The sequence below is a fragment of the Chitinimonas prasina genome, assembly GCF_030160395.1.
Lineage (GTDB): Bacteria > Pseudomonadota > Gammaproteobacteria > Burkholderiales > Chitinimonadaceae > Chitinimonas > Chitinimonas prasina.
Genome location: NZ_BSOG01000001.1, coordinates 475,039 through 492,381, shown reverse-complemented (window position 1 = coordinate 492,381; position 17,343 = coordinate 475,039). Strand labels below are relative to the sequence as shown.

General features: G+C 62.1%; 13 protein-coding genes. 6 read left to right on the top strand and 7 right to left on the bottom strand.

The features are described 5' to 3' along the window. Positions 1-99: 99 nt before the first annotated feature. The 3 genes from QQK16_RS02465 (at position 100) to QQK16_RS02455 (ending at position 3,583) form a co-directional block, all read left to right on the top strand. Positions 100-783, top strand: a complete 684-nt coding sequence (locus tag QQK16_RS02465) for a GAF domain-containing protein (protein ID WP_284194835.1) — start codon at positions 100-102, stop codon at positions 781-783. Positions 784-996: 213 nt separating this feature from the next. Next, entirely contained in the window at positions 997-1,686 is a 690-nt protein-coding gene (locus QQK16_RS02460; RefSeq protein ID WP_284194834.1) for a hypothetical protein, read from the top strand. A 241-nt stretch (positions 1,687-1,927) separates the two neighbouring features. Next, positions 1,928-3,583: a methyl-accepting chemotaxis protein gene (locus tag QQK16_RS02455; RefSeq protein WP_284194833.1), complete on the top strand. Its 1,656-nt coding sequence runs from the start codon at positions 1,928-1,930 to the stop codon at positions 3,581-3,583. A 59-nt stretch (positions 3,584-3,642) separates the two neighbouring features. On the opposite strand, the gene QQK16_RS02450 is transcribed toward QQK16_RS02455, so the two are convergent. The 3 genes from QQK16_RS02450 to lgt are packed head-to-tail and all read right to left on the bottom strand — an operon-like array spanning position 3,643 to position 5,455. Further along, entirely contained in the window at positions 3,643-4,071 is a 429-nt protein-coding gene (locus tag QQK16_RS02450) for a GNAT family N-acetyltransferase (RefSeq protein ID WP_284194832.1), read from the bottom strand. 17 nt (positions 4,072-4,088) lie between these two features. After that, positions 4,089-4,607: a demethoxyubiquinone hydroxylase family protein gene (locus QQK16_RS02445; RefSeq protein WP_284194831.1), complete on the bottom strand. Its 519-nt coding sequence runs from the start codon at positions 4,605-4,607 to the stop codon at positions 4,089-4,091. Next, on the bottom strand, positions 4,607-5,455 hold the full coding sequence (gene lgt / locus QQK16_RS02440; protein ID WP_284194830.1) for a prolipoprotein diacylglyceryl transferase: 849 nt from the start codon (positions 5,453-5,455) through the stop codon (positions 4,607-4,609). The genes QQK16_RS02445 and lgt overlap by 1 nt, the downstream gene beginning before the upstream one ends. A 474-nt stretch (positions 5,456-5,929) precedes the next feature. Between lgt and ilvD the strand changes: the two genes are divergently transcribed. Genes ilvD through QQK16_RS02425 form a run of 3 tightly spaced genes read left to right on the top strand, consistent with a single transcriptional unit; the run spans position 5,930 to position 8,469 of the window. After that, the gene (ilvD, locus tag QQK16_RS02435; protein ID WP_284194829.1) at positions 5,930-7,786 is read left to right on the top strand and encodes a dihydroxy-acid dehydratase; all 1,857 of its coding nucleotides are present in this window, start codon (positions 5,930-5,932) and stop codon (positions 7,784-7,786) included. Positions 7,787-7,816: 30 nt separating this feature from the next. After that, complete coding sequence (locus tag QQK16_RS02430; protein WP_284194828.1) at positions 7,817-8,146, top strand: DHCW motif cupin fold protein; 330 nt, start codon at positions 7,817-7,819, stop codon at positions 8,144-8,146. Continuing rightward, entirely contained in the window at positions 8,146-8,469 is a 324-nt protein-coding gene (locus QQK16_RS02425) for an MGMT family protein (protein WP_284194827.1), read from the top strand. Before QQK16_RS02430 ends, QQK16_RS02425 begins: the two co-directional genes overlap by 1 nt. A 29-nt stretch (positions 8,470-8,498) precedes the next feature. Here QQK16_RS02425 and QQK16_RS02420 read toward each other — a convergent pair whose 3' ends face one another. From QQK16_RS02420 to QQK16_RS02405, 4 genes are read right to left on the bottom strand one after another with little or no spacing between them, the layout of a single operon-like run. Beyond that, positions 8,499-12,077, bottom strand: coding sequence for an EAL domain-containing protein (locus QQK16_RS02420; RefSeq protein ID WP_284194826.1), 3,579 nt, complete (start codon positions 12,075-12,077; stop codon positions 8,499-8,501). 57 nt (positions 12,078-12,134) lie between these two features. Then, positions 12,135-13,163, bottom strand: a complete 1,029-nt coding sequence (locus tag QQK16_RS02415; RefSeq protein ID WP_284194825.1) for a chemotaxis protein CheB — start codon at positions 13,161-13,163, stop codon at positions 12,135-12,137. Positions 13,164-13,173: 10 nt separating this feature from the next. Continuing rightward, positions 13,174-15,408, bottom strand: a complete 2,235-nt coding sequence (locus QQK16_RS02410; protein WP_284194824.1) for a hybrid sensor histidine kinase/response regulator — start codon at positions 15,406-15,408, stop codon at positions 13,174-13,176. 36 nt (positions 15,409-15,444) lie between these two features. Then, positions 15,445-17,211, bottom strand: a complete 1,767-nt coding sequence (locus QQK16_RS02405; protein ID WP_284194823.1) for a methyl-accepting chemotaxis protein — start codon at positions 17,209-17,211, stop codon at positions 15,445-15,447. Positions 17,212-17,343: the final 132 nt, after the last annotated feature.

Genomic DNA, 17,343 nt, shown 5'->3' with positions numbered 1-17,343 from the left:
ATGTCGACCAAGCCAACAGGCGCGCTAGAATGCAGCACCCGTAGCGGGCAGCGGCGCCTTGAAGCTGTTGTCCGACCGGTCTTGCCGAGGAAGAACGCATTGAATACCGCAGATTACCTAGCGCGTGCGGGGCTGGCCGCAGCCCTGGATGCCGATGCAGTCAACAACCATCTGGCCGCTTATGGCGAGATTGCCGAGAACAGCCAGGCACCGGCGGACGTCGCGTCGCTGTATGCCTACTGGGTGCCGGAACTGGGTGAGAACGGTGCCTGCTCCTTGCCCGACCAACTGGCTGAGACCCCCTATGATCTGGCGGCGACGCTGGGTGGAGTGCGTGCGGACACTACCGTGCAACTGGCAGCGCTCAAGGAGCTGGTAGACCGTATCGTCGCCGAGACCGCCTGTGGCTGGCTGGGCGTGTACCAGGCGCGCGAGGTGGCTGGCGGCCGGGCCTTGGTCAAGCTGGCCTATGCCGGCAAGCCCAGCCGGGCCGAATTCCCGCTGACGGCTGAGTTTGCCTTGCACTCCAACAACAGCGCAGTGGGTTTGTCGGGGCAGGGGCGCATCATAGATAACGTAGCCAGCTATGTGGCCGAGGGCGGGGCGTACTACACCTGCGATGCCGAAGTGCAGAGCGAAGCCTGCCTGCCGCTGTTTGATGAAGCCGGCGCTATTGTGGGCATTGTTGACGCAGAAGACGCCCGCCGCGATTTTTTCCAGGGCGAGATACTGGCCAGGCTGGTGGCCTTTTGCCTGCTGGCGCCAAACTGCCTGCCTGATTGACTCTGGGTAGTTTGACTGGGCGTTAGTAGCGCTGGCCGCCTAGGCTGCGGCCCGGGGCGGCCAAACCTACACCGTAGCCGAGCTGGCTGCTTGGCGGTGCGCGAGCGCATTGGCGTTTTAGACGAACTTGGCTATACCGAGCTGACAACTAACCTTGCCTGCGGCGATGGAATTCGCCCGCAGTGCATGCCGTCAGCCAGGAGAGGAAAGGCCATGCCCACGCCACAAGAGATTACCCAGTCGTTGAACGCCCACCAGAACGATTTCTCTCAGGCGCAGTGGCAGGGCTTGCAGCAGGTGCGCAGCCTGTTTGCCTTTGGCGCTCGCCGCCATCGCAACCCCATGATGCGCAACGAAGATGTGCTGCATGGCGGCCATATGGTGGTACAGGACAACGGTGCGCTCAACCAGTCGCTGCAGCAGGCCGAGGCAAATAGCGGCTGGACTGGCTCGCGCCGTCCGCGCGATTGGACCAGTCTGCCCAGCTCGCATTACCCCAATCACGAAGCGGCACAGACCGAGTTGCAGATGCCGTTCAACCAACGGAATTTCGGCACCATCTTGCACGGCACCACGCCGCAGGGCCATAGCTGGGTGCAGATGGAAGCGCACTCTGGTGTCACCTCGGTTAACGGCGGAAGGCTCAGGGCCCTGACTGACTACGCATTGCACGCTACCGATTATCAGCAATACCGCCAGCACAACCAGAATATCGGCCCCATGGGCATGTCACGTTTCACCGAGGCCCGCCCGCTGACCATTACGGCAGGGCAGCTGGACATGCGTCGGCGCATACAGGCGTTCGAACCCCTATTCGCCGGGCGCAACCAGCGGGTAGACGAGCTGGCGCGGACGCGGGGCCGGCGCGATAACCTCAACCAGGGCATACGAGCCCGTCTGTAGCTTGGCGGGGCAACGGCGCCAAACGCCCTGCGTTATTCGGCGAATATCAGTCCTTGCCATGGAGAAGCCCGCGTATGCGGGCTTTTTCTTTGTTAAATCAATGAATAGCAGAAAACCCTTATGTTTCTGTAGGGTGAATCCGCTGATACTGCGATCCGCCCTCGGCGCGCTGGGTTTTTCGTCCGTCACAAAGCCGGGGTTGAGCTGCCGCTGGGCTGAACTGCATGCCGCAGAACCAATCATGAGCCACAGCGTCTGCCAGACGACAGGGGTAGTACTGATGAAGTTATCGTATCGCATGAGCGCCGTCATCGGCGCCGTTTGCAGTCTGCTGGTGGTGATCGGGGTGATCGCCGTGGTGGGCTTTCAGAACAACCAGGCGGGTCTGGTCCGGTTTGTGGAGCGTGATCAGGCTGAACTGCAAACACTGACGCGGCTGTATGTGCTGGCGCAGGGCAGCAGTGTGTCCTTGCGCAGCCTGTATGCCGACCCCACCAACGAAAAGGCTCTGGCCGAACTCAATGCCGCGCCCGAGCGGATAGCAGCCGTGGTGGCTTCGGCCAACACGCTGCTGGCCGGCGATGCCGATGACCTGAAGCGTCTGGCGCGCTTTGCCGAATTGCGCAAGCTGCAGCAGCAATACCAGTTCGAGGCGCGTGAGCTGGTGCTGGGCGGCGATCTCGATGCGGCCCGCGACAAGATCATCCAGTTCGAGAGCATGTTGGCGTGGGAGCCCATGCAGGCCTTGCTGGAGGACTGGCTGAAGGCGACTAATGGGCAGGTTCAGGCCGCCAAGGCCGAGGCTGCAGCGGCCAGCCAGCGCATCATAGGCGTGGTGGTTGGGGTGGCGCTGGGTGCGCTGGTGCTGGCGGTGCTACTGGGGGGCTGGCTGGTGCGCTCGGTCATGCGCCAGATAGGTGGCGAGCCTGACGTGGCAAGGACGGTGATGCGGCGACTGGCGGAGGGGGACCTGGCCCAAACCGTGACTGTGCGTGCCGGTGACAGCGACAGCCTGCTGGCCAGCGTTGAAGCCATGCGACAGGGCCTGGCCGGGAATGTGCAGGTATTGCGTGCCCTGGCCGAGCAGGTCAGCAGCGAAGCCAGCCAGGTGAGCGGGGGTACCCGGCGCATTTCTGGTAGCGCCCGCCAGCAAAGCGATTCGGCTGCTGCCATGGCGGCGGCCATCGAGCAGTTGAGCGTCAGTGTCAATCATCTGGCCGACAATGCCCGAGTGGCCCACAGCCTGACCGAGCAGGCAGGCCAGGGGGCTGAGACGGGTAGCGCCACCATACAAAAAGTGGGTGCCGAGATAGACCGGGTGGCGAAGTCGATTGCGCAGTCTGCAGGCACCATCAATGCCTTGGGTGCCGAAACCGAGCGCATATCCTCCATCGTTGCGGTGATACGCGACATTGCCGACCAGACCAATCTGCTGGCGCTGAATGCTGCCATCGAGGCTGCCCGTGCTGGTGATACCGGGCGGGGCTTTGCCGTGGTGGCAGACGAGGTACGCAAGCTGGCCGAACGCACCAGCCAGGCCACTGCCCAGATAGGCGGCATGATAGCGGCCACCCAGGCATCGGCCGGCGAAGCCGTGCGCGACATGGAGGCGGCCGTTGGCCAGGTGGCGGTGGGGGTAAGCGGTGCGCGCAGCGCCGATGCCGCCATGCGGGCCATACAAACGGGCAGCCACGAATTGGTGGGGGTGACCAACGAGATATCGCTGGCGCTGAAGGAACAATCGTCGGCCAGCCAGGAAATTGCCCAGAACGTGGAGCGCATCGTGCAGATGGCGGCCAGCACCACGGACGAGGCCGAGCAGGGCGCCGCTGCAGCCGGCCGGCTGGCCGAGGTGGCCCAGGCACTGCAGGCCAGCGTGGCGCACTTCCGCCTGTAAACCTAGTGGTCATGGGCCTGGGCGGCGCCGGATCGCTTCAGCCGGTATCGCCTACCGGCTCACGCCTGGTATTCGGTGGGGGCGAGGTCGTACAGTCTGTCCATGTCAAACCTGGCCATGGCATCGCAGTACTTGTCGAAGCCCAGGGTGCGATAGAAGCCCTGCACGTCCTGGTCGGCAATCAGCATGACACGGTACACCGGCAGGCGGGCCAGCAGCGATTGCATCAGCCGCTGGCCCAGGCCCCGGCCCTGGTAGTCGGGATGGACGGCGACATCATAGATAAAGCCGTGGTATTCGCCGTCGGTGAGTGCTCGGCTGGCGCCCACCAAATGCCCGCCGGCATAGGCCAGGCAAACCAGCTGGCTGTTGAGAAATGCCCGTCGTATCTTGTCGCCCTTGCGCCCACCCAGGCCAGCGGCGGCAAACAGGGCCTCCAGCTCAGCATTGCTGAGTTGGTCGCAGCGGTCGCGTAACTGGATATCCATTCAACCTTCCCAGGTGTCTATAAGCGCATGCCCAGCCAGATGACGGCCGAGGTCGCACCGGCGACCAACGGGTCCAGCAGACGGGGCCAGAACTGACCTGGCTTGAGCTGGGCTGCCGCATCATCGTGATGGGCTTGTTCGTCGGCCAGGATCGCTTCTATGGACTCTGTGGCGGCGCTATCTTGCCCTTGCAGCGTCTGTAGCTGCTGTTGCAGATGCAACAGAACGACCCGCTCCACGGCTACCGTGGTGGCGGCAATAGCCTGCGCGCCCAGCAAGCCAGTGCAGATGCCCAGGAAGTAGCCACCCATCGCGCATAGCCAGTAACTGCGGCAGCGGGGCAGTGCGCGCCTGGCCAGTTCAGCTGCAAAAATGGCGCGATGCCGGGTTTCGTGTGCCTGCTTGTCTGCCAGTCCGGCACAGACTGCCGGCGCAGTAAAACGGGCCAGCAAACGCTGGCCCGCATAGATATGGACTGCACCGTGCTCACCGGCGTGGTTGACCTTGAGTATCCGGTCACCCAGTGTCAAGCGCATCAGCGTTGCTTGCTGCTGGTGTACCACAAGGCGGCACCGGCCAATATCATGGGCAGGCTCAGCCACTGGCCCATGCTGAAACCGAAGGTAAGAATGCCCAGAAAGTCGTCGGGTTCACGGGCGAACTCGGCAACAAAGCGGCAGAGACCATAGCCCAGAAGGAAGACGGCCGACACCTGGCCGGTACGGCGTGGCTTGCCGGAGAAGACCCACAGCACGACAAACAGCAGCAAGCCTTCCAGTACAAACTGGTAGAGCTGGGAAGCGTGGCGGGGCAGCGCACCGTAGGCCTGCAGCATGGCATTGTAGGCCGGGTTGAATTGGGCAGCCTTGAGATCGGCCTGCTGGGCGCTGGGGAACAGCATGGCCCAGGGTGCATCAGGGCTGGTGACGCGGCCCCACAGCTCGCCATTGATGAAATTGCCCAGGCGGCCTGCAGCCAAGCCCAGCGGCACCAGCGGGGCGATGAAGTCAGTCACTTCAAAGAAGCTGCGGCCGGTTTTGCGGCCGAACAGCCACATGGCGACCAGCACGCCCAGGAAGCCGCCATGGAAGGCCATGCCGCCCTCCCATATCTTCAGCACATCGAGTGGATTAGACAGGTAGAAGGTGGGCTTGTAGAACAGCACATAACCGAGCCGGCCACCGAGTATCACACCCAGCACACCGTAGAACAGCAGGTCGTCCAGCTGTGTGGTGGTCCAGCCGCTATGCGGATTGCGCTTGATGCGGCGGTGCCCCAGCCACAGGAAGAACACAAACCCAACCAGGTACATAAGCCCGTACCAGCGTATGGAAAGGGGGCCGAGATGAATGGCGACCGCGTCGATTTGCGGATGAGTCAGCATGGTGCGCTCAGTTATGCGGGAAAGGCCGGCATTATAGCCGGCATGTCTGCATGATACTTGCCAGCCCGCTTGGTTCCCTGCCATGGCTTGCCGGCAGTGGTCTTGCCTGGGCGGTAACCGCATGGCCTGGGCAGCGCAGCGTGGCCCCCGGTAGCGGTGGGCGCACTGCTGCTGCGGGGGCTTGCGTGTGCGGAATTTCTTCTTGCATATCAGTCATCTGCTGCACCGAGGCAATCTGCCGGCACCGTGCCGTGCCGGGTGCGCGCGGCTGCTGCAGGCGCCCCTTTTACACCTCTTTCAGGCTACAATCATCCGCCTGAGACCTGAAACGTTGCGCCCGCCATCGCCGGCGCAGGGTCGCGCCCTGCAGGCCCACCACCCGCTTCCCCGCGCCCCCGTTTCCACCCGTACCACCGGGCTGTCGATCCGTTCCCATTGATGAGGCGCGCCTGACCGCGCCAAGGATTTAGCAGCATGCCCACTTATCGTTCCCGTACCACCACCCACGGCCGCAACATGGCCGGCGCGCGCGCCCTGTGGCGAGCCACCGGCATGAAGGATGGCGATTTCGACAAGCCCATCATTGCCATTTCCAACAGTTTTACCCAGTTTGTACCCGGCCATGTGCACCTGCAGAACCTGGGGCAACTGGTAGCCCGCGAGATAGAGCGGGCCGGTGGGGTGGCCAAGGAATTCAATACCATCGCCGTGGATGACGGCATCGCCATGGGCCACGGTGGCATGCTGTATTCCTTGCCCAGCCGCGAGCTGATCGCCGACTCGGTGGAGTACATGGTCAATGCCCACTGTGCCGATGCGCTGGTATGCATCTCCAACTGCGATAAGATCACGCCCGGTATGCTGATGGCCGCCTTGCGCCTGAATATTCCGGTGGTGTTTGTCTCGGGCGGGCCGATGGAGGCCGGCAAGGTCAACTGGCGTGGCAGCGAACGCAAGCTGGATCTGGTGGACGCCATGGTGGAAGCCGCCAATGACCAGGTCAGCGATGAGCAGGTCGATGCGGTGGAGCGTAGCGCCTGCCCTACCTGCGGCTCGTGTTCCGGCATGTTTACCGCCAATTCCATGAACTGCCTGACCGAGGCGCTGGGTTTGTCCTTGCCTGGCAACGGCTCCACCCTGGCGACCCACGCCGATCGCAAGGAGCTGTTCCTCAAGGCAGGCCGGCTGATTGTGGAACTGGCCAAGCGCTACTACGAAGGCGACGACGCCAGCGTGCTGCCGCGCAATATTGCCACCTACGCGGCTTTCGAGAATGCCATGAGCCTGGACGTGGCCATGGGCGGCTCCACCAATACCGTGCTGCATCTGCTGGCTGCCGCCAGCGAAGCCGGGGTGGACTTCAAGATGGCCGACATAGACCGGATTTCGCGCCGGGTGCCCTGTCTGGCCAAGGTGGCGCCTGCTACCCAGAAATACCATATGGAAGATGTGCACCGTGCCGGTGGCGTGGTGGCCATCCTGGCCGAGCTGGATAGGGCCGGCCTGATCAACCGCGAGGTGCCCACCGTGCATGCGCCCACCATGGCGGCTGCGCTGCAAGCCTGGGACGTGATGCAGCAGCCCGCCGACTCCGACGTGCACCGCTTCTACCGCGCAGCGCCCGGTGGCGTGCCGACTACCATCGCTTTCTCGCAATCGATGCGCTACCCGGAACTCGATCTGGACCGCGAGGGCGGCTGCATACGCTCCCGCCAGCATGCCTATTCGCAGGATGGCGGCCTGGCAGTGCTGTACGGCAATATCGCTGAACGCGGCTGCATCGTGAAGACGGCTGGGGTGGACGACAGCATCCTCAAGTTCACCGGCAGGGTGCGTATCTTCGAGAGCCAGGATGCCGCTGTGGCGGCCATTCTGGCCGATAGCATCGTGGCGGGCGACCTGGTGCTGATACGCTACGAAGGCCCCAAGGGCGGCCCTGGCATGCAGGAGATGCTCTACCCCACCAGTTATCTGAAATCCAAGGGGCTGGGCAAGGACTGCGCGCTGCTGACCGATGGCCGTTTTTCGGGCGGCACATCGGGCCTGAGCATAGGCCATGTGTCTCCCGAGGCGGCCGAGGGTGGCGTGATAGGCCTGGCTGAGGAAGGCGATACCATAGAGATCGATATCCCCAATCGCCGCATCCATCTGGCGGTGGCGGACGAGGAGCTGGCGCGGCGCCGGGTGGCGATGGAGGCACGCGGGGCGCAGGCCTGGAAGCCGGTGAACCGCGACCGCCTGGTCAGCGCTGCACTGCGGGCCTATGCCGCCATGACCACCAGTGCCGATACCGGTGCAGTGCGTGATGTAAGCCAGATAGAACGCAGGTAGACCGTACCCCGAACCGCCAAGGAGTTGACCATGCAGATTGCGAACCTGCCTTTTTGTACAACGGAATGGTCGCAGCTTGCCGTGACTGAGCACCCTGGTGTGACCGGGGTGGCTACTTGGCGTACCCAGCAGTTTGGCGCGGTGCGGGTGCGCATGGTGGAGTACAGCCCTGGCTACCTGGCTGACCATTGGTGCGAGAAGGGGCATTTCCTGCTCTGCTTGGAGGGTGCTCTGCATACCGAGCTGAAGGATGGCCGGCAGTTCCTGCTGCGTGCGGGAATGAGTTACCAGGTGGCCGATGGCGCGGAGCCTCACCGCTCCAGCACGCCTGTCGGGGCTAGGCTGTTTATTGTGGATTGATGAGCAGGATGGCAAACAATCCGCAGCATGCGGCTTTCTATGCGGTGATTGCCGGCATACCCGAGGGCTGGGTGATGAGCTATGGCGCGGTGGCCAAGCGAGCCGGCCTACCACGCCATGCACGCCATGTCGGCGTTGCGCTCAAGCAAGCGCCGGATGGCTTGGACCTGCCTTGGTGGCGGGTGGTGAATGGTGAAGGCAGGATCAGCCCGCGTGGGCTGGATGGCTCGGACGACCTGCAGCGGGTAATGCTGCAGGGCGAGGGCGTTGCCTTTGCCGCAAACGGCCGGATAGACCTGAAACGGTTTGGCTGGGGCGGATAGCCCGGCGCCTCTTGCCTGCCTGGCCGGGTTCAATCGAACTGGGCCACTTCGCCATAGCGCCTTAACTCGTACTGCTTGAAGGCCTCGCGCAACTGTTCCTTCAACTCTTGCGGCTGCCAGGGTTTGGTAATGAAGCGGAAGATGGCGCCTTCATTGATGGCCTTCAGGATGGAGTCCACGTCGGTATAGCTGCTCATGGCAATACGTACCGTATCGGGATGCAGGGTTTTGACTTGGCGCAGGAAATCGGCACCACTGATGCCGGGCTGGCGCTGGTCGGCCAGCACCACGCCTACCTGGTTGATGGCCAGGATCTTGAAGGCGTCGGCAGGGCAGTCCACGTTCAGTATGTGGTAGCCCTCGCGCTGCAGGTCGCGGAGCAGATAGGTGTGTATGGCGGGTGTGCTGTCCACCACCAGCAAGGTGCGCTGATTGCGCTTGATGCTGATGGCGGGCAGTGACAGCACACCGTCATCTGCCAGCAACTGCACGCAACTGTTGGCGGGCAAGGGGGGCGAATAGTAGTAGCCCTGTATCTGGCTGCAGCCAGCCTGCAGCAGAAATCCCAACTGCTCTGCCGTCTCAACACCCTCGGCAATGACGGCGATACCCAGCGAATGCGCCATACTGATGATGGCGCGGGTGACTGAGGCGTTTTCCAGGTTGAGGTGGACATCCTCGACAAAGCTGCGGTCTATCTTGAGCTGGTCGAACGGATACTTCCGCAGATAGCTGAGGGCCGAGTAACCGGTGCCGAAGTCATCAATGGACCACTTGAGCCCCACCGCCTTGAGATCGTTCATGATGCGCTGCGCCGTGTCCACGTTCTTCATCAGCAGGCCTTCGGTGACCTCCAGCTTGATGCGGGCGGCCGGTACGTGGTGGCGGTTGAGCGTGTCGCTGATGTAGGCGACGATATCGTGCTCCTGCAGGCTGTACGTGGAGATGTTGATGGCCACCTCGCCAGGGTCGTAACCCGCTGCCAGCCAGGCGGCGACCTGCTGGAACACACAGTTGATCACATAGCGATCCACATCGCGTATCAGGCCGGACTCCTCGGCCACCGGGATGAAGTCCAGCGGCGATATGATGCGCCCATCGGCCATGCGCCAGCGTATCAGTGCCTCGAAGCCGCACAGTGCGCCGGCCCGTAGATCGAGCTGAGGCTGGTAGAACATCTCCAGTTCGCCATAGCTGATGGCATGGCGCAGATCACGCTCCAGCGCCACCCGTTTCTGCACGGTGTCGTTCATGGTCAGCTCGAATCGGCTGATCTGGCTCTTGCCCTGCTCCTTGGCCTTGTACATGGCGGTATCGGCATTGCGCAGCAACTCGTCCACATCGCTGCCATCAGAGGGGTAGAAGCAATAGCCCATGCTGCTGGAAACATAGAGCTCCACTTCGTTGGCCAGCTTGATGGGCTGGGCCAGTTGGGCGCTCATGCGCTTGAGTGTGCCTTCCACCTCGTGATCGCTGCGGGTTTCGGGCAGCAGCAGCACGAACTCATCACCCCCCAGCCGGGCAACCGTATCGTACTCACGTACGCAGTCACGTATCCGTTTGGCGACTTCTACCAGCAACTGATCGCCGACAGAATGCCCCAGGCTGTCGTTGACGTACTTGAAGTTGTCCAGGTCCATGAAGGCCAGGGCGAAGCGGGCATTGTGGCGGTTCGCTTGGACGATGGCCTGGCGTATGCGGTCCATCAGCAAATTGCGGTTAGGCAAGGTAGTGAGGGTGTCGAAATTAGCCTGGTGTTCCAGCTCGTCCTGATACCGTTTGGACTCGGTGACATCGTTGAGTACCCCGACGTAGTGGCTGATGTTGCCCTGGCTATCGAAAGTAGGTGCCACCCGCAGCTCGTTCCAGAACATGGTGCCGTCTCTGCGGTAATTGCGCAGCAGCGCCTTGCCCTCGGTACCTTGCAGCAGTGCCAACCGTATGGCCGAGAGTGCCACCTGATCGTTGTCCTCACCCTGCAGGAAGCGACAGTTACGGCCCATCACTGTCTCGCGCTTATAGCCAGTGATCCGCTCAAAGGCCTGGTTGACGTAGATGATGGGGTTGTGGGGCTGCCGGTTGTCGGTGATGACGACAGCGTTGACGCTGGATTCGATGGCGCGGTCGCGTATGCGTAGCTCCAGATCTATCACCTGCTGGGCGGTGATGTCCTGCTGCACCACGATGGCGCCCTGGATGCGGTTACGTTCATCGGTCAGGGGTACGGCCGAATTGAGCAGGGTACGCTTGACGCCATCCAGGGCCTGCATGTTTACGGGTTCGTTGAGTATCAACTCACCGACAGCCAGCACCCGCGCCAGCGTCTGCCGTATGCGCTGCACGGCGGAGTCTTCGTTTTCGGGCGGCACTTGCGGTGCGTGGGAGAAGGGGGCGGCACCGCTCCAGATCCTTATGGCCTCGGGATTGTGCAAGAGAACACTGCCTAGCTTGTCGGTGACCCAGACGCCTATAGGCAAGGTTTCCAGCACCTTGAGCATCAGAGCTTCGCTGTGCCTTAGGGCAATCTCGGCCCGCTCGCGTTCGGCCATCTCTATCCGCAGTGCGCTGGTGCGCTCCTGCACCAAGCTTTCCAAGCGCTCAAACACTCGTGCTCGGGTCAGGGCAATCGCCAGTTGCTGGCCTACTGCAGTCAGTGTGTTGAGCTCGGCCTCCGGCCAGTCCTCTCCGTCGTCGCGTACCACATTGAGTATGCCGACCAGTTCACGGCCCAGCATCAGTGGCGCACAGGCATGCCGCCTCGCATGGCCCAGCACATCGCAGTTGCCCACATTAAAGGCCGTCAACTGGCCATCGTGCTGCAGGGCATGCCGGCAGGGGCAATCCTGGCTGGCCAGTGCGTTGATGCGGTCTATGTCCACCTGGCCGCTGGCACCAGCAAAGCGCAGCTTACCCTCCTGGTTATCTGCCAGCAGTAGCCATGCACCCATGCTATGGGGAAAGCAACTAACCGATAGCAGCGAGGCATCGATCAGCTGCTGCTCTGTCTGTGGGGTGCTAAGGCCAGAGGAAAAGCGGAACAGGCTGTCCAGCAGGCTGTGCGATTCAGACAGCTCTACATGCTTGGCCTGCAACTGGCTGTTGAGCCTGACACCCTGCTCATAGGTTGAGATCAGCAAGTCCAGTATCTGCTGGCGGGCCGCTGTGATGAAATGGCGCTCTCCCTCCAGCACCACCTCCACGCCCATGGATACTCTGTCATGGCCTCTTAGCTCATTATTGGCTAGCAGGTAGCGCAGGCGTGATATCAGGTATTTCTCGTCGTAAGGTTTGAGGATGAAATTGTCGGCACCGCAAGCCAGGCCATGTACCACATCACGTGGGTCAGACAAGGTTGTGACGAGAATGATGGGGATTTGGCTGGTTTCGGGATTGGCCTTAAGACGGCGACAGAGTTCGTATCCGTCCATCATGGGCATGACGACATCGCTAATGATGATGTCTGGTATCTGTTCGCTGACCTTGTTCAGCGCCTGCACGCCATTATTGGATATGCGAGGCACGCAGCCATGGCCTTCCAGCAAGGCGCACAACTGCTCGGCCTGGGTAGGGCTGTCCTCAACAATCAAGATATCGATTCCACGCAGCATGGGGGCTGCCCTCCTGTAATGTATTTTTCGCTGCCTTGTGACAGTCGGGTTGTTGCATCAAGTATGGTGCATCAAGCGATTCAGTATGGTGGCAACACCGCCGGGCGTTTCGACATAGCAGGCAGCATGCTGGTTGATAGCTGCCTTGGGCATGCCGTCGACTACCGAAGAAGCGGGGCTTTGTACCAGGGTCAGTGCACCCAATGCCTTGAGCCGGGATAAACCATCCACGCCATCGCGGCCCATGCCGGACAGCAGTACAGCGATGGTATGTCCTCGCATCTGGCTGGCTGCACTGTCGAATAGCTCGTCTATGGCTGGGCGGATAAAGGGCTGTCGTGCACTCTGGTCGAGAGATAGCTGCAAGCTGGCATCTACCCGCAAATGCTGGTCGTCCGGTGCTACATAGATTTGACCAGGCAGGGCCACCTGTCCATGGCTGGCCAGTTGCACTGGCATGGTGGTCTGGGTTGCCAGCCACTCACAGTAATTGCCTGAAAAGCCTGGCGAGATATGCTGTACCAGCAGGATGGGCCAGGGGCAGGCTGGGCTCAGTCGGTTTAGCAAAGTCTTGATGGCCGGTGGGCCGCCTGCCGACGCTCCCATGACCAAGGCCTGAAAGGGGCGTTGCAGCCAATGCTGCAGGGAGAGCAGGGACGAGGCCTGGGTATCGTCTGACGGGCCAGGTTGCTTTACTACCGCTTGAGCGAGGTACAGCAGGCTGCTGGCCAACACCTCGGCACGTTGCTGGAAGTGGGGGTCGGTAGGGCCACTCGGTTTCTCCAGCACCATGAGTGCTCCGGCCTCCAGTGCCTGCATGGCAGTCTGTGCTCCGGGCAGGTTGATGCCACTGGTCACGATGACGATGGGCATTGGATGCTGCTGCATGATGCGGCGGGTGGTTTCGAAGCCGTCCAGGCCCGGCATATGGACGTCCATGGTGATCAGATCTGGTTGCAATGCCGCCAAATGATCCAGTGCAGCCTGGCCATGCTCGGCCTCACTGACACGAAACCCAACCTGCTCCAGGATATGGCGCAGCAGCTGTCGGCTTACGCTGGAGTCGTCTACGAGCAGTACATGCATGTCGGGCTCCCTATAGCAGCCGGTTGACGGCTGCCAACACCGTGTCGGTCTCAAGCCCACCTTTGACCAGATAGGCATTGGCACCCACTTCCAGGCCCCTGGCTTTGTCCTCTGCCGTATGCAATGCCGTGACCAGCACCACGGGCAGCTTGGCCAGGTTGGGGTCGGCGCGCAGCCTGGCGGTCAAGGTGAAGCCATCCATCCGTGGCATCTCGATATCCGAGACCAGCAGGTCGAAAGGGTGCTGCCGCAGGGTATTCCAGGCTTCCAGTCCATCGTTGGCGGTTTGCACGGCGTAACCTGCCGTCTCCAGCAAGGCCCGTAGCAGACCTCGCGAGGTAAACGAATCATCGACCACCAGGATACGTGCCTGCCGCCGTGGTTGTTCCTCCCTGGGTCGTGCCTGCCAGGGGCCATGTGCCTGCAAGCAGCTGCGGTAAAGATCCTGTGGGTGCAGCACAGGGACCAGACTGCCATCGCCCAGCACAGTGGCGCCGAGCAGATTGCGGACTCGGCGCAATTGCCGGCCTAGTGGCTTTAGGGTGATTTCCTGGTCACCCAGGAGTTCGTCTACAAGCAGGGCGATCTGCTGCTCGCCGCTGCCCAGCAGCAGCAGGTTCAGCATGACAGGTTCACTGCCGCTAGGAGCCAGGGCCAGGACCTGGGCCAAAGGACGCAGTGGCAGGCTGAGGCCGTCCAGCATCACGCTGTCACCGCTTTCCTGCCGGTGCAAGGCGGTCAGCGGCAGGCGCAAGGCGCGGCCGACGGCATGGGCCGGGATGGCAAAACGCTGCTCGCCTAGGCGAACCAGCATGACACGGAAGGTCGAACGGCTCAAAGGTAGCTGCAGCGTAAACCGGCAGCCCTGCCCTGGCGTACTGTCGACCGAAATGCTGCCTCCCAGTTGTTCCATCGCCTCGCGTACGATGGCCAGACCCTCGCCCCGCCCCGACAGGGTGGTGAGCAAAGAACTGGTTGTGATGCCGGACTCGAATACCAGCGGCAGCAATTGTGCGTCTGGCAAGGCAGGGCTGCCTGCTGCCAATAGGCCGGTTTCTTCGGCCTTCTGCTGCAGTTTGTGCCTGTCTATGCCGCCGCCGTCATCGGTCAGTGTCAGGCTGAAATGGCTGGCCGAGGTCTGGTGCAGCAGTATCTGCAGTCGGCCCAGGGCAGGCTTGCCATTGGCCGCGCGTACCGCCGGGGGTTCAATGCCGTGGTCCAGCGCGTTGCGCAGTAAGTGCATCAGGGGTGTGCGCAGGGCATCCAGGATGCGCTTGTCTACCTGCAGGCCGGTCTGTGGCAGCAGCAATTCGGCCTGCTTGCCGGTTTGTGCTGCCAGCTCGCCTACCATGGCGGGGAGTTCGTCGAGCATACTTCGGCAGGGCAGGAGTAGCAGTTCGTCCACAGTACGGGTGTAGGCTTCACTGAGACTACCCATGTCGCGATCCAGCGCCTGGCAGGCCTGCCGCAGGCCATGGCTTTCCACCTGCATGGTCGCCAATAGATCCAGGCTCCAGTCCTGCCATTCCAGCAGGCTGCGCAAGGCCTCCTGCTCGGGCATCTGGCCTTGCGCAAGCTGGCTGCGTAAACGGCTCAGCAGGCCCTCGTGGCGGAGCCGGCGTTGCCACAGGCGCTGGAAGTCGGCCTGCAGGCCGTGGCTGCGTCTGTGCAGGTTATGTGCTGTCATCCGGTGCTGGCGCAGGGCCTCACCGTAGTAAGCCAACTGCTCGCCCTGCTCGGCCCTTACCCGTAGCGTCTGGCCACGCCAGGTAGCGGGCCGTTCGGCAAGGGTGGCAGCCGGCGCGTGGGGCGCGGGCGGCGTGGTTTCCACGGCAGCCACTGTTGGTGTCGCTACGATGGGCGATGCAGAGGCAGGGTGCGGAGCGACTGTTGTTTGCGCAAGCAGGTCCATCGCTTGTCTAAACTGCCCGGCCGACAATGCTTCGCCGGCATGGCAACGCTTGAGAAACTGCAGCGCCGCCTGAAAACCGGTGACCATAGCTGGCAGGAATGCTCGCTTGCCCTGGCGTATCTCCTGCAATACTGCCTCCCAGGCATGGCAGATCTGTTCCGGTTCATGCAGGCCTACCGCGCGGGTGGCGCCCTTGAGGCTGTGTACCTCACGGAATACCGCCTCCAGTGAGTCGGGTTCGGGGGCATCTGCCTGCCAACGCAGCAGCTCACTCTCCAGTATGGCAAGCCGTTCGGCAGCCTCCTCCTGGAAGCTGGCCATCAGCCTTTGCATCAATGCTGCGCGGTCTATCGGCATGCGTTCAAGGGCTTAGCTGGTTTGCCGGGCTGGCAGTTTGAACTGGCCTGCCAGCAGCTTGAGACGACCGCCCAGTCCGTGCAGATCGCGGGCTGACTGATCCACTTGCCTGGCGCCTGCGGCATTGTCCTGGCTGGCTTGGCGCAGGTTGACCACGGCAGCCACCACCTGCTCCATACCGGCAAGTTGTTGCTGGCTGGCGCTGGCTATCTGCTGCGCCATGTCGCTGGACTGCTCTATGCTCTCGGCCAGATTGCGCATGGCCTCATCGCTAACTCGGGTGCGTTCGAAGCCCTGGTCTACAGCCTTGCTACCTTGTTCTGCGGCCATGGCTGTACGCGTCATGGCCCGTTGTATGTCTCCCAATATGGTGCGCACCTGTGCCGTGGCCTGTTTCGATTGTTCGGCCAGGGCCTTGACCTCCAGTGCCACCACGGCAAAGCCCTTGCCGGCGTCACCGGCCTTGCCGGCCTCGATCGAGGCATTAACGCCCAACAGGTTGGACTGCTCGGCTAACTCGTTGACGCTGGCGACGATCTCACTGATAGCCTGGCTTTGTTCACCCAGGCGCAAGATACCCTCGGACATGGCGTGCATCTGGTCGCGGACCTGACCTATGCTGCTAAGGGTCTGTGCCACAGCCTCGCGGCCGGCCTGGGCAATCCGGCGATTGTGCTCGGCAGCCTGATTGACCTCCGAGGCTCGGCGATGGGCAAGGTGGGCGGTCTGCTTGACCTCTTCTATGGTGGTTGCGATCTCGGTGATGGAGGTAGCACTTTCCTGCGCACCTCCGGCGACTTGGCCAGCTGTGGTCAGTATCTCTTCGCTGGCGCTGGCGATGACGACGATGCCTTCACGCATTTCCTCGGTCAAGCGGCTCAGGCTGTCCACCATGCGGACGAAGGAGCGCCCCAGCAGATCATGTTCAGACTTAGGTGCCAGTGCGGTACTGAGGTCGCCTTGCGCCAGGCGTTCTGCCTGCAGCGTCAGCGACTTGAGATACTGGCCCATATCGGCAAAGGCTTGGCTCAGATCGCCAACTTCATCGCTGCGATCTGTGTAATGCATTTCGTGCGGGATATCGCCCACGCTGATGCGGCGGGCATAGCTGGTCAGCACCTGCAGGGGCCGCGCTATGCTCTGGCTCAGCGTCAGGGTCAGCGCAATAACCAGCAGGATCAGCCCGCCGCCCAGCCAGATCACCCGCTCCAGCTGTTGACTGATGAGGTGATCATTGGCTTGCTCAAGCTGGCGTATGCGCAGTGCGACCAGTTGATCCAGCTGCCCTGCCAGGTCGTGCAAGCGCAGCACCCTGGCGCGTTGCTCGCCTGTGGCGATCTGCCGAGCTTCATCGAACTTAGCTGCTGCCAGCAAGGGCACGATTTGTTGATCGCGGGCGGCGGTGAATTCTTGCCAGATGTGCGTCACGGCACTGACCAGCCGCGCCATCTCTGCGTCGCCCATGGCATGGTGGCGCAGTTGCTCCAACGTGGCGGCATCCTGCAAGGCGATGGCCTTGAATTTGCTGCCTAATTCCTCTGCGTGCGTGGCATCACGGGTAAGTAGGGTGTTCAGTATCTCAGAGCGCATATCGTGGACGTTGAATCGAATCTCCTTGAAGCCCATCAGATCTTGATTGAGCTCGACGATGGACTGGTTATTGCTGCGTATGGTCTGCAGACTGGTTTGGGCCAGGAAGAGCAGGCCCCCCGCACCCAGCACAATCAGGGCGAAGGCCAGCGTCAGCTTGCTTCGGGTACGCAGGTTCAATAACCACATGGCGGCTCCTTGGGGCCTGTTCGCGAGCTAACACGTGCGGCCAACAGCGGGTTGAAGTGCGATATTGGAAGGGGGGCGATAGCGATGCAGCGGTGAAGCGCAAGGCCAGCTGAGGAATGAACGCAGTACAGC